We start from the raw sequence: 13,119 nt of genomic DNA on the forward strand, positions 1-13,119 counted from the left end.
GTATAATTAACAAAAAATGTATAGAAGGTTTTAACATGACAAAGTATTATTCAATATTTACAGCACTTTTTCTTATCATTTTTTCCTTTTCTGCATATAAAGATGACCATCCAGGTTATGCAATTTACTATGGTATTAGCTTTGCTTTCATACTAATAGTAGAGCTATTAAAACTTTTCTTTAAACATAAAAAGGCTTAATTTTTTTAGATACATAAAAACCTTTTACAAATGCTATTTGTGAGAAATCGAAAACGCCAAGCTCATCAGGCTTCTCTATTTTTGCATCTGGAACTTCTTTTACTTTCACATCTTTTACACCTTGATAAGTTACAGCTTTCAAACGGTTCCCCCCTGCTGGATAAAGTATTGGTCATAAACAAGTTACCTCTTTAAGTTATTTACCCACTTAACTAAAAAATATACTTTACACCATTAATCAGAACCATTAAAACTGCACACTAAAACCATTAAATTTGTGGATTCCTGTACCGAATTTAGTAAGTTCATTTTCTCTCAAAAACTTAACTGCCCTTTTTACTTCTTTTAAAATGATCGGTTCAAGTCCTAAAGTATTATGTGAACCGTAAATCATCGATATGTTAGGTATGTCTGAAATTTTTTCCAATGAATTAACTAAATCAGAAGGGTTTGTGGAGGGATAAAAAGCATATATAGGGGTTTCATCATATAATAAATCCCCTGTAAATAAATAACCATTTTTTTCATCTAAAACACAAATATGACCAGGAGAATGTCCAGGAGTATGATAGATGATTAATTTTCGATCACCCAATTTAATTACATCACCATCAACTAACAAATCCGTAGGCTCCCCTTGAAATGGTTGATATGTGTCTGCATTAAAATTACTAGGAAGAGGCAATGTTATATCTCTACTAATATCCTTTCTTATTTGTTCTATTGATAAGCCTTTTATTCCATTCACTAACCAATCTTTATCATCCTCATGAACAAAAATCCGCTCAAATTCTCCATGACTTCCGATATGATCCGTATGTACATGGGTAGTGATAACGTCAATCGATAAAGTAGTCAATTGGTCAGTGATTCTCTTTATATTATCAATTCCAAGACCAGTATCAATTAGTGCCGCCTTTTGATTACCCAATAATAAAAATGAGTGTACTTTCTCCCAATGTCCATATTCACTTATTGCATATGTATTACAATCAATCTGTTGCACCGTAAACCACGAATCTACTATCATACATTACCTCCCAAAATACTTTTACTTACTTGTTCTACATTACAATTTAATATCCTTTGTCTCTTATTAATTCTTCGAAAAATACACCCGATGACGAGTAATTTGTAACAGAGTAAACTCTATATCAATTTTAAAAATACTTTCTATAAAAAAACATAGGAAATTTCGGCTTCCTATGTTTTCATTCATATTATTTATCAGTTTGATTTTGCTTCTTTTTCAAATACTCTGCACGTATTTTTTCAAGTTGCTGCTTTTTATCAAATTGGGTAGGCTTGTTTTTTTCGTGATACTTTGTCACAGCTGCCTTACCTTTGCTATCTAATTGATATTTTCCCACTGTATTCACCTACTTTTCTTGTCAAAGAGAATCTACTCAACATATAATATACCTTATTTTACTGAAGTAATCCTCATTAATGTACTGTTAACCTTGAATAAATCAATAAAAACATTAAAAACTTACTAAAATAATTCACCGCCTAATGGTATCAAACCTTAATATAATGAAGGATTCTATCGATGATACTTGTATGACTCTTCAAACATAATATGAAAAATTCTGTGCATCAAACGACATAAAATGATACTATTTATGATGGTAAACTATTTGAATTTACTTGAATCATTTATAGAAGTTTCACAAGGAGAAGATCATATGAACAACGAAGATAATTTTTGGCTTGATTTACCGAAGCCGTTTTTTATATTAGCACCAATGGAAGATGTCACAGATGTTGTCTTTCGCCATGTCATTAGTAAAGCTGGAAAACCTGATGTATTTTTCACAGAGTTTACTAATACCGATAGTTATTGTCACCCTGAAGGTAAAGAAAGTGTACGTGGTCGTTTAACGTTTACTGAAGATGAACAACCGATTGTCGCACACATTTGGGGTAATAAACCAGCATTTTTTGAAGAAATGAGTATCGGGATGAAAAAGCTAGGTTACCGTGGTATTGATATTAACATGGGATGCCCAGTACCTAACGTTGCAGGTAACGGAAAAGGATCTGGATTGATCAACCATCCTGATGTAGCAGCTGAAATTATTCAAGCCGCAAAAGCAGGTGGCCTACCTGTTAGTGTAAAAACAAGATTAGGATTCACTGATATTGAAGAATGGCACGATTGGTTAGAACATGTGTTAAAACAAGATATTGCAAATCTAACTATTCACCTTCGTACAAGAAAAGAAATGAGTAAAGTAGATGCGCACTGGGAACTAATACCGGAAATAAAAAAATTACGAGATGAAATCGCTCCTAACACACTGTTAACTATTAATGGGGATATCCCTGACCGTGCAACTGGATTAAAATTAGTCGAACAATACGGTGTTGATGGTGTTATGATTGGCCGTGGTGTCTTCACTAATCCATTTGCTTTTGAAAAAGAACCAAAAGAACATAGTGTTGAGGAATTCCTCAATCTATTACTATTACAGTTGGATCTTTACGAAAAATATTTAGAATCAGTGCCTCGTCCATATACACACCTTCATCGCTTCTTCAAAATCTATGTTCGTGGATTTAGTGGCGCAGCTGAACTAAGAAACCAATTAATGAATACCAAGTCAGCAGATGAAGCACGTCAATTGGTTTATCAGGTTTTAAATAAAGAAATATAGATTAATACAAACAAAAAAGCCTATCTATTCTAAGGTAGGCTTAATCCCATCGTTTAAATAATCCACTTTTCTTCTTTTTCTTTTCTCTTTCATCCAATATATTTAGTACAGTTTGATTTTCCTCATGAATCGAATTCTTCATCACATTAGATACTGACATTTTTGGTTTATGTTTATTTGACTTTGCTTTATTGCGTTCAAAAGGCATTGTACATTCTCCTCTGTTCAAATTATTATCTATATTTTGTCCAGATTTGGTAATCTTTATAACAAAAAAGAGATGTAAAGGGTCATTCCTTACATCTCCTTCTATTTATGCTCTTTTTGCTAGTATACGCAACGCCTTTTTGTTTAGGTTATGAACTGAATTAAATGATTCTGAAACATTCACAGTCATTTTAGGTCTATGTTGATCGGTAGAATAGTTTTTTCTTCGAATATTTGGCTTACTTTTTTCTTGAACCGGGATAGGAGTTTTTGTTTCTTTATATGTTTCCATAATCATTCCCTCCTTTGGATTCTATATCCTAATTATAGTACTACTAAAAATATTAATCCATATACCAATCAAATATTTGTGTTAAGTTTAAAATATGAGAGGCATCTATTCCATCGACTTCAATAAATGTTGAGCTTATTCCTATGAGAATATCATATTTTCTTCCATAAAAAGGGATGATAAATACCTTTTTATCTTTAAAATTGTCTGAAGAACTAACTTCCTTTTTATTGTGAAGTTCTATCGCTTTCCCATCTAATAATTCTTGTACCAAAAACAGCTTCCATTCTCCATCTACTATGGTCTTATTGTAGCATTGTTCAATACGGGTAAATGCTTGTTTAATATCCAAGTTACTATGAAGGTCTTCTAAATTAGCATTTAATCCGCTTTCAAATTCAAATATAGCCAAATCTATTTGAAAAGTACCGGTGTAAAATTCTAGGAATTTTTTCAAATCTTCTTTATAATCATCAAATTTAAGATGTAAAGGGATATTATTTAAGTAATTAGTACTCTTATTCAGAACAATATCAGTAAAACATTCAACCTTTTGAGAGTTATAGCTAATAATTTCCTCATTTTTCTTGATAATTTTACGAATATAATGATCATGTTTAAATTCTGCATTCCAAATTTTTAAAATATCTGGTGTTTGGAATACTGCTAAATCGATAAAAACAAATAGAGCAGTCAATTCTAAGAGTTGCTTCCAATCATCTAAATTGATTTTCTCTAACATTAATCCTATTGATATACCTACAACAAAAATAGCATAAAAGAATCTTCTTAACATTTGAAGGTTTTCAACATACTTGTCTATGTTGATGAAAGAAAGGTACAAACTAAAAAATATGTATACTAGTACCGTTAAGAAAAAAATGATAAAAAATATCCCCATATATTATCTCCCCTTTTACTTTATCACCTATCAATTTTGTAAAAATATCACTGGATAAAGCTACTAAAAACGAGATAGACTATCTTCCCCAATATTCTATGTGAAATATTTTTAAATTATCCTTTCCCTTTCAGATGTTCTATAAGCTATTTAATCAGTTCCATTGGCAAAAACCTATAACCAATACCCTACTCACTTTCAAATAATCTACTGCTTATCCATAGTTAAGAGATGATTTGTATTGTTTGTAAATAAAACTAAACGTCCTTCCTTGTTTATCTCTAATAGATGAATACCTGTATCACCTGTTAGAAAATAGCTATTATGTATGACAGGAAGTTGCAGGAAACTTTCAATAATACGAGAAATCATTCCCCCATGAGAAACAATCGCTATTTCCTCAAAGCCTTTACTCTTATCTAAGATCCTAGAGAGAACTTGTTCTGCCCGCATGCGGAATTCAATTTTACTTTCACCAAACGTTCCCACCTTTTCATGAGGAAGTAGATTCACTGGATGCTTAACTTCGCTAAATGGTTTTCCTGCTAAATCTCCATTATTATGTTCCTGAAGTTCATCCAAGAATTCAATCTCACAACCTATTTGCTTTCTTAATACCTTAGCCGTTTCCTCTGCTCTTTTTAATGTGCTAGACCAAATTTTTTCAACATTGAATTCTTTTTTTACACGAATAGCCATACATAACGCTTGATCTTGTCCTTTTTTAGTTAATGAGTAATCGGCTCTTCCCTCATGTACATTCAAAAGATCCGCCTCTGATTCCCCATGCCGAATTAATAAGATTTTCATCGTATACAACTCCTTTTTTATCATATAAGTATGTTAATCTATTTGAGTTGACAACCAGTAAAAGTATAATGGAAATTTAGAATAATCTATATATTGAGGTGTTTATTTTACTTGTTAGAACTAGACGAAATTATTAGTTCCTTTTGTAAACGATTATTAAGATAGTTATTTTAAGCCCATGCAAAAACTTTTTTTAGCTGTAGCAGTTATTTGGGAGATTTTACGAACATTACTTTAAAAATGGTGGGAAATCTAGATGTGTCAAACTATCTAATGCAATGGGGACGCAATGGGGACGGATTATGTTGCTATCCATGCTGGAGACGGATTGGTACCTTGAAAAAGACTAGAATTAAATTTATACCTAATTAAAGGATATTTTTCACCCAAGTAAAAATTCGAACAAGCTGAAGTGGTTCAAACCAAGTAATCCAAAACAACAATACAAAGGACAAAATAAGTGACATGAATTTTAAAGTTCCTTCTTCATGTTTTATAATAGCTATAAAACTTAATACAATCCCTATAATAAAGGAAAACAAACCTAAAACCATAATTGGTTCAGAATAACCCTCCATTCCCAAATTGAGGCCAAACAATATGAGTCCTACAATCAGTAATCCGAAAGACCATTTACTAAATCGTTTCATCATTTACCTCCGAGTTTATGTTATAAACATTTTCTTAAAAGAATTCGCAACTATTAGATTATAATATTATCAAAATAATGGTAATATTAAAAATAATTCACACAAGATTTATCTATGGAGGTATCTATGGAATTTACTTTAGAATCAGATAATATCAATGACTATTTACAAGAATCTAATGAAGTAGATTATTCAAACCCTATCATTCAAAGAAAAGCAGAAGAGCTATTTAAAACCAATCAAACAGATGTAGAAAAAATACAAAATGCATTTGAATTTGTACGCGATGAAGTGTCACATTCATGGGATATTCAAGATGAATTAGTCACTTGTCATGCTTCAGAAGTTTTGAGTTATCAAAAAGGTATTTGTTATGCTAAATCAAATCTACTTGCTGCACTACTACGTTCACAAGGGATTCCAACAGGTTTTTGTTATCAACGTTTGATGTTATTTGATACACCTGAAAAAGGATATTGTATACATGCATTAAACGCAGTGTACATAATATCCTTAAATAAATGGATAAGATTAGATGCCAGAGGAAACAAAAAGGGCGTAAATGCTCAGTTTTCTACCGACAAAGAAATGCTTGCGTTTTCTGTAAATCCAGAGCTAGACGAAATCGATTACCCAATCATCTTTGTAGAACCTAATCGTAAAACAATTGAAGTTTTAAGAAAGCATAACAATGCTTTGGAAATGTATTTGAATTTTTTACCTGATAGATTATAATCATATCATTTTAGGTGGAGATGAATTATTATGGAAATCTGTTTAGTAAGACATGGTGAAACTGATTGGAATAAACTTGGTAAACTTCAAGGACATACAGACATTAGACTAAATTCAAAAGGAATTATTCAGGCAAATGCATGTGCAGATTATTTGCGTGAATCATCTTACGAACTTATCATTACTAGTCCTCTAAAACGTGCAAAACAAACCGCTCAAATTATTTCAGAGAGAAATCATATTCCCATTATAGAAATGTCTCAATTTATCGAAAGAAGTTATGGTGATGCAGAAGGCTTAACTCAAGAAGAAAGAATTACTAAATATCCAGATTTAAAATATCCAAATCAAGAATCTAGAGAGTTTCTATTAGAGCGAGTTATGTTGGGACTCCAAAAAATCCAATCAGAACAAGATGTTAAAAAACTTATTTTAGTAGCTCACGGTGCTGTCATAAATACTATTTTAGCAGTTATTTCAAACAATGAAATTGGTTCTGGAAAAACGGTATTAGCAAATGCCTGCATCTCTACAATCCGATTTGCTGAGGGTAACTGGCATATTTTAAATTACAATCAAGTAAATCATCTAGTAATAAACGAATTTTCTCCATAGTATCATAACTTGAAAGGCATCATGAAATACCTTTCTCCCTTTCTTCGATACGAAAGAAGAAATTGAACCTTTATTGATTCCTTGTTACATCGAGGCAATTTTCTTTCTCTGAAACTTAAATTTGTTTCAACCGTATAAAAGTTAAAGTTTATCGTGAAGGTGTTGATTTGCTTGATCTTACTCGCAGAAATATTACGAACCATCGCCATTGTAGCGCTAATAATAAGTTCCTCTTTTTATTTTCAATATTTAGCAAAAACGAAAAAACAAAGAAAACTTACGACCATTGAAGTGACAATGTATATCCTGATTCAGATTGCGTATTTATTATTTGCAATTAGTTTATTAATCTTTGTATTTGTTGGAATGAGTTTATAATAGTATCAAAGAAAAAAAGGCATTTTCATCAACTATATCCTGTGAAAAATAAAGGAGTACTTATTAAATGAATATTAAGACTTTCATTCATTTTCAAGAAGAAGATAAGTTTATTAATATTGAAAAGAAAGAAGAAATAAAGGAAATTATCGCAATAAAAAAAGTTGTTTTTGAAAATGGGTTATTAAATTTAGATGGTGTTATTGTTTTTGAAAACGGTGTTGTTGGAAAAATTGAAGATTTTGAAGCATATGATGAAATTGATTCATTATGGTATTTTTATAAAAATGCATTAGAAAATTTCTTAGAAAATGGAGTAGGTGAAATTTATTTTCCTAATACACCTATCGAAATTAAGTTTGAAAAGAAAAATAAAAGTAATTTACTCTTATCAGTAGATGAACAGCTATTAGTTAGTGATACTAAAGAATTTATCGAAACATTCTATGAAAAAGGAAATGAGTTTGCAGATTTTCTTGGTTATATTTCAGATTACACTTATATAAGTGATTTTAGAAAAGATTTAGAACAGATAAAAAGATATAAATAGCTATTATAATAAACAATCATTTACCCATTAATAGATATTCAGCCCAAAGAATGATAGTAAATATAAACTTTAAAAAATACAATATAAGTATATAAAACCATATTTTATAGCGTATTTGGAAGGAGCTTTTTATGAACTATTATATTTGCGAGACGTGTGGGGTCCAGCATGATCTATCTTCTACAGAACCTAAAGAGTGCAAAATTTGTACAGAAGATAGACAATATGTGAGTGTTAATGGACAATCTTGGACAACTTTAGAACAACTTGTTCATTCAAAACAATATAAGAATGAATTTACTACAGAAGTGGAAGGTTTACATAGTATTAAAACTACTCCTTCATTTGCCAAAATTCGTATTTAATTCAGAACAAAGATTTCAATGTACTTTGGGATTGCATTACTTATATTGATGAAGAAACCATTTCTAAGGTTCGAGAATTAGGTGGAATCCAAGCAATCGCCCTATCCCATCCACATTATTACTCGACTCAAGTTGAATGGGCAGAAGCTTTTAATGCTCCCATTTATATTCATGAGGATGACAAAGAATGGGTGACTAGGCCAAGTAAACATATTATCTTCTGGGCTGGCGATACATTAAAATTGCATGATGGTATTGTTTTACATCGTATAGGTGGACATTTTAAAGGGGCTACCGTTTTAGAATGGAATAGTTCAACAAATAGCGTTCTACTTGTTGGTGATATTGTTCGAGTTGTTGCAGATCGACAATGGGTTACTTTTATGTACAGTTATCCAAATTTTATCCCATTACCCACGAATACCGTTAAGCGAATGGCTCAACAATTAAACTCAATCCAGTTTAATAAATTGTTTGATGCCTTTCATCGAGTCATATCAACAGATGCTCAATCAAGAGTTCAATTATCTGCAAAGAGGTATATAGCTGCACTTGAAGGTGAATTATTTGAGACTTAAATCAACAATCAAACGCTATTGTTGAATAACTTTGTCCTTAATTTGGCTAAAACTCAATTAATTTATAGAAAAAACACCAAACACCTCCAAAGAATGTATATCCTTTGAAGGTGTTTTTTGTTTTGGCAGATATTTTGTCAGCCCGCTTACTAACGCAAAAGCAAGTCACCTTTTGTATTTACGCTTTGTTCCAACTCTTTTGCTTTAGCGTGATGACGGCCAATCGGTACGATTAGTGGTGTATTAGAGACCGGATCATTAATCACTTGGCAATCTAAGTGGAAGGTTTCTTTTATCAAATCAGCAGTTAAAATTTCAGTTGGTTTTCCTTCTGCAATGAGATGACCATTTTTCACTGTAAACAAATAATCTGCATAGCGTGCGGACAAGTTAATGTCATGTAACACCATTACAATTGTCGTACCATACTTTTTATTTAAATCTGTTAGTAAATCTAAAATTTCTACTTGGTACGTAATATCCAAATACGTTGTTGGCTCATCTAAAAACAAAATGTCCGTTTGCTGTGCTAATGCCATCGCGATCCAAACACGTTGTCTTTGGCCACCTGATAGTTCATCGATATTACGGTCTGCAAATTCGGTAATATTCATCATTTCTAATGCTTCTGCTACTGCTTCATAATCTTTTTTTGACCAACCCTTCATCACACTTTGATGAGGAAAACGACCGCGACCAACGAGATCTGCTACCGTAATACCTTCTGGAACGATTGGTGATTGAGGAAGTAGCCCTAGCACTTTTGCCAATTGTTTAGGTGCCATTTTATGAATGGATTTACCATCTAAAAGCACTTCCCCACCTGTTGGCTTTATTAAACGTGCCATTGTTTTTAGTAATGTCGACTTACCACAACCGTTAGCACCAATAATAATGCTAATTTTATTACTCGGAATTGATAAGTTGACGTCGTTTAAAATCATTTTATTTTCATATCCTGATTGAATATATTTCGTTTCAAATGTATGAGTTGTCATTAAATATCTCCCTTTCGATTAATACGAATTAGCAAGTAAATTAAATATGGTGCACCGATAATCCCTGTAATAACGCCAACCGGAAAGCGGGTTTCAAAGGCAAACTGACCAATTAGATCCCCACCTAACACTAAAATAACCCCGATTAAACCTGCTGGAAGAATATTCGAAAACCCAACCCCAACAAGGCGTTGAGCAATAGGTCCTGCTAAAAAGGCTACGAACGCAATTGGACCGGTTGTTGCTGTAGCTAAAGCGATGATTAATACTGCACTAATCATTAAAATGACGCGGGTCTTATTGGTATTGACCCCTAAAGAAGTCGCAGCTTGTTCGCCTAACTCCAGCATTTCAAGATGTTTCGCAAAATAAATGAGCACAGGTGTTACAAGCACGATTGCAATGATTAATGGATATGTCAATTCGAGCTCTGCCCCATTTAAACTTCCACTTAACCAACGTAAAGCATTTGGTAAGTCATTCGTTTTTCCTATTAGCATTAAATACGAAATAAATGCATTTAACATTGCTTGAATTCCAATACCAATCAATATTAATCGACCGATAGAAAAAGATGTTCCTTTTGACAACCCATAAATGATAGCAACCGTTACAAGCCCACCGACAACGGCAGCAAGTGAAACAACCGTACTGCTCGTATGCAAAACGATAATGCAAAAAACAGCTGCTGCACTAGAGCCGGTTGTAATCCCAATGACATTTGGATTAGCTAATGGATTACGCAGCATCGTTTGGAAAATATACCCCCCTGCCCCAAAAGCAAAACCTGCAAATAAACCAGCTACTGTTCGTGGCAAACGAATTTCGTTAATAGCAAAAGAAGCTCCTGGAATAGTCTCACCAAGTAAAACATCTATTACATCTGCTACAGGATAAATCGTATTCCCGAGCATCATCATCGTACAGCACAAACCAATGGCAATAATAGCTAAAATTATCGTAACACCTACATAGCGATTTCGGCGTTTTTTTCTTGCTTTTATAATTTTATTCATCGTTTCATTCATCATATTGTACGCATTTTCGCTTTCATAGTAATTAGTATTAAAATTGGTGCGCCGATAAAGGCTGTTAAAATCCCAACTTCTAATTCGCCCGGACTACCAAGGAATCGACCGCATACATCCGAAATTAACAAGATGATAGCGCCAGACAATGCCGCTAAAGGAATAAGGAAACGAACATCCGATCCTACAACTAATCGAATCAAATGGGTAGCAAGTAAACCGATAAATCCGATTGGACCCGCTAACGCCGTCGCTGCCCCACAAAGTAAAACACCAGCAAAAGCGGCTAACATGCGAATAACTCCTGTGCGCACGCCTAAGCCTGTCGCCACTTCGTCACCGAGTGCTAATGCATTCAATGCAGGTGCTACTATAATCGCTATCACAACACCAACAATCAAAAACGGAACAAAAATATGAACTGAATCCCAATTGGCAGCTCCTACACTTCCAACTTGCCAAAAACGGAATTGATCCATAACATTCGTACGTGGTATTAAAATAGCTGTTACAAGTGAAGATAAAATAGCTGTCGTCGCGGCTCCAGCCAATACGAGTTTCAGTGGTGTAGCTCCACTTGCACCCATAGAGCCAATTCCAAAGACAAATACTGCCGTCAACATCGCACCAACAATTGCTAACCAAATATAATCACTTGGTGAATGAATGCTTAAAAAAGCAATCCCACAAACAACAAATAAAGATGCACCCGTATTGACACCTAAAATACTTGGGTCTGCAATTGGATTTCGTGTGACAGATTGCATCAGTGCCCCAGATACACCGAGAGCTGCCCCACATATTAAACCGAATATCGTTCTTGCGATACGTTGTCGCACAACGCTTGCTTCATGACTTTCTATAGAAGGATGAAACAAGCCATCTATAAGCCCATCTAGACCGATTGTACGAGAACCAAATGCAAGAGACATACAAATACTAACAATGAGCAAAATGAGCAAAAGGGTTACTACCTTTGCTAAATGCTTTGGTAGTAACCTTTGCTTATTTTCTTTTTCAAGAATATTTTTCATTATTATTTAACGTTTTTTGCAACGTCTGAGATTTTAGATAAATAGTCATCAATTGTATATTGAATTGATAATGGGCTTGGTGTACCAGCAGCAGCTAAAGGTGTATTGTCTTCAATTACAACAACGTTACCTTTTTCAATTGCCGGAACTTTACCTAAAATAGGGTCTTTTTGAAGTGTTTTTAATGTCGTATCGTCACCGTATACAACTAACATTTCTGTATCATTTAATACGTCTGCATTTTCTGCACTTAATTCAAGATAGAAACCACTATCATCTTTAATTTGTTTTTTAATACCTTCAGGATATTCCATTCCAACTTCTTCTAACATTTCACCACGTGGATCTGATGGTGTGTAAATGTAGAATTTAGATAAATCTGTTGTATTGAACATACCGAAAGCGGCTTTTTTACCTTTAACATCTGGATATTTTGCAGCAGTATCAGCGATTTTCTTTTCAGTATCTTTGATCAACTGTTCGCCTTCTTTTGCCATGCCCATACCCATTGAATCGTATTTCACTTGGTCGCGCCATGAAGTTACCCATGGTTGATCTTTATATGCAACTACTGGAGCAATTTCGCTTAATTTATTGTACTCTTCTTCAGTAATTCCAGAATACGCTGCTAAAATGACATCTGGTTTAGAATCAGCAATTGCTTCGTAATCTAGACCATCTGTATCTTGATAAACGTTTGGTTTTTTAGCGTCTAGTTCATCTAATTTTTCTTGTGTCCAAGGTAAGATACCTGTTTTGATATCTTTAATGCCGTAATTGGCTGCTGAAAAACCAACAGGTACGACACCTAATGCTAATGCTACGTCATGGTTTGCCCATGCTATCGTTGCAACACGTTCAGGTTTTTTCTCAATTGTTGTTGTTCCGAATGCGTGTTTGATCTCGATTGGATATTGACCATCTGCTGATTCAGACTTTGTATCACTTGATGATTTTTCTTTTGAAGAATCATCTGAACAAGCTGCTAATGCAAGTACTAGAACAGACATAATTGCAAATAGCAGTACTTTTGTCATTTTCTTCATTTGTTACACTCCTCTAATAATTGAATGATTGATAATGAGAATCTTTATCACTTATAAAAATATAACTTTCAA

General features: G+C 33.3%; 17 protein-coding genes and 1 pseudogene. 6 read left to right on the plus strand and 12 right to left on the minus strand.

The features are described 5' to 3' along the window. The first annotated feature begins 35 nt into the window (after nt 1-35). The gene (locus CW357_RS18200) at nt 36-200 is read left to right on the plus strand and encodes a hypothetical protein (RefSeq protein ID WP_164489559.1); all 165 of its coding nucleotides are present in this window, start codon (nt 36-38) and stop codon (nt 198-200) included. Here the strand turns inward: CW357_RS18200 and CW357_RS18875 are convergent. The 3 genes from CW357_RS18875 to CW357_RS18205 all read right to left on the minus strand — a co-directional run bounded on the left by CW357_RS18875 (nt 181) and on the right by CW357_RS18205 (nt 1,570). Further along, complete coding sequence (locus CW357_RS18875; protein ID WP_367269483.1) at nt 181-342, minus strand: hypothetical protein; 162 nt, start codon at nt 340-342, stop codon at nt 181-183. The genes CW357_RS18200 and CW357_RS18875 overlap by 20 nt on opposite strands. 105 nt (nt 343-447) lie before the next feature. Beyond that, a complete protein-coding gene (locus tag CW357_RS06910) occupies nt 448-1,230 on the minus strand; it encodes an MBL fold metallo-hydrolase (RefSeq protein WP_124217678.1) in 783 nt (260 codons plus the stop codon). A 190-nt stretch (nt 1,231-1,420) separates the two neighbouring features. Beyond that, nucleotides 1,421-1,570, minus strand: coding sequence for a hypothetical protein (locus tag CW357_RS18205; RefSeq protein ID WP_164489560.1), 150 nt, complete (start codon nt 1,568-1,570; stop codon nt 1,421-1,423). Between the two features lie 318 nt (nt 1,571-1,888). Here CW357_RS18205 and CW357_RS06915 point away from each other — a divergent pair, with 318 nt between their 5' ends. Beyond that, nucleotides 1,889-2,860: a tRNA dihydrouridine synthase gene (locus CW357_RS06915; protein WP_119417011.1), complete on the plus strand. Its 972-nt coding sequence runs from the start codon at nt 1,889-1,891 to the stop codon at nt 2,858-2,860. A 40-nt stretch (nt 2,861-2,900) separates the two neighbouring features. Here the strand turns inward: CW357_RS06915 and CW357_RS18210 are convergent, their stop codons facing one another. From CW357_RS18210 to CW357_RS06935, 5 genes are all read right to left on the minus strand, one after another. Beyond that, nucleotides 2,901-3,068 (minus strand): hypothetical protein, encoded by a 168-nt coding sequence (locus tag CW357_RS18210; protein WP_158582407.1) that lies wholly within the window; start codon nt 3,066-3,068, stop codon nt 2,901-2,903. A gap of 105 nt (nt 3,069-3,173) precedes the next feature. Next, entirely contained in the window at nt 3,174-3,359 is a 186-nt protein-coding gene (locus tag CW357_RS06920) for a hypothetical protein (protein ID WP_119417010.1), read from the minus strand. Between the two features lie 52 nt (nt 3,360-3,411). After that, entirely contained in the window at nt 3,412-4,260 is an 849-nt protein-coding gene (locus CW357_RS06925; RefSeq protein WP_124217679.1) for a type II toxin-antitoxin system SpoIISA family toxin, read from the minus strand. Between the two features lie 207 nt (nt 4,261-4,467). Then, the gene (locus tag CW357_RS06930; protein WP_119417008.1) at nt 4,468-5,070 is read right to left on the minus strand and encodes a histidine phosphatase family protein; all 603 of its coding nucleotides are present in this window, start codon (nt 5,068-5,070) and stop codon (nt 4,468-4,470) included. 368 nt (nt 5,071-5,438) lie between these two features. Next, complete coding sequence (locus CW357_RS06935; RefSeq protein WP_119417007.1) at nt 5,439-5,720, minus strand: hypothetical protein; 282 nt, start codon at nt 5,718-5,720, stop codon at nt 5,439-5,441. Nucleotides 5,721-5,846: 126 nt separating this feature from the next. Here CW357_RS06935 and CW357_RS06940 point away from each other — a divergent pair, with 126 nt between their 5' ends. The 4 genes and pseudogenes from CW357_RS06940 (at nt 5,847) to CW357_RS06960 (ending at nt 8,941) form a co-directional block, all read left to right on the plus strand. After that, nucleotides 5,847-6,455 (plus strand): transglutaminase-like domain-containing protein, encoded by a 609-nt coding sequence (locus CW357_RS06940; protein WP_119417006.1) that lies wholly within the window; start codon nt 5,847-5,849, stop codon nt 6,453-6,455. 30 nt (nt 6,456-6,485) lie between these two features. Then, complete coding sequence (locus CW357_RS06945) at nt 6,486-7,070, plus strand: histidine phosphatase family protein (RefSeq protein WP_371683872.1); 585 nt, start codon at nt 6,486-6,488, stop codon at nt 7,068-7,070. A 445-nt stretch (nt 7,071-7,515) separates the two neighbouring features. Then, on the plus strand, nt 7,516-7,998 hold the full coding sequence (locus CW357_RS06955; RefSeq protein WP_124217681.1) for a hypothetical protein: 483 nt from the start codon (nt 7,516-7,518) through the stop codon (nt 7,996-7,998). A 131-nt stretch (nt 7,999-8,129) separates the two neighbouring features. After that, nucleotides 8,130-8,941 (plus strand): annotated as a pseudogene (locus tag CW357_RS06960) (MBL fold metallo-hydrolase). Nucleotides 8,942-9,090: 149 nt separating this feature from the next. Here the strand turns inward: CW357_RS06960 and CW357_RS06965 are convergent. The 4 genes from CW357_RS06965 to CW357_RS06980 are packed head-to-tail and all read right to left on the minus strand — an operon-like array spanning nt 9,091 to nt 13,047. Beyond that, nucleotides 9,091-9,939, minus strand: a complete 849-nt coding sequence (locus CW357_RS06965; protein ID WP_119417321.1) for an ABC transporter ATP-binding protein — start codon at nt 9,937-9,939, stop codon at nt 9,091-9,093. Beyond that, entirely contained in the window at nt 9,939-10,970 is a 1,032-nt protein-coding gene (locus tag CW357_RS06970) for a FecCD family ABC transporter permease (RefSeq protein ID WP_119417320.1), read from the minus strand. Before CW357_RS06970 ends, CW357_RS06965 begins: the two co-directional genes overlap by 1 nt. After that, a complete protein-coding gene (locus CW357_RS06975) occupies nt 10,967-12,001 on the minus strand; it encodes a FecCD family ABC transporter permease (RefSeq protein ID WP_124217682.1) in 1,035 nt (344 codons plus the stop codon). Before CW357_RS06975 ends, CW357_RS06970 begins: the two co-directional genes overlap by 4 nt. Before the next feature lie 2 nt (nt 12,002-12,003). Beyond that, a complete protein-coding gene (locus CW357_RS06980; protein WP_119417318.1) occupies nt 12,004-13,047 on the minus strand; it encodes an iron-siderophore ABC transporter substrate-binding protein in 1,044 nt (347 codons plus the stop codon). Nucleotides 13,048-13,119: the final 72 nt, after the last annotated feature.

Origin of the sequence: Rummeliibacillus sp. TYF005 (genome assembly GCF_003844195.1) — a bacterium.
Lineage (GTDB): Bacteria > Bacillota > Bacilli > Bacillales_A > Planococcaceae > Rummeliibacillus.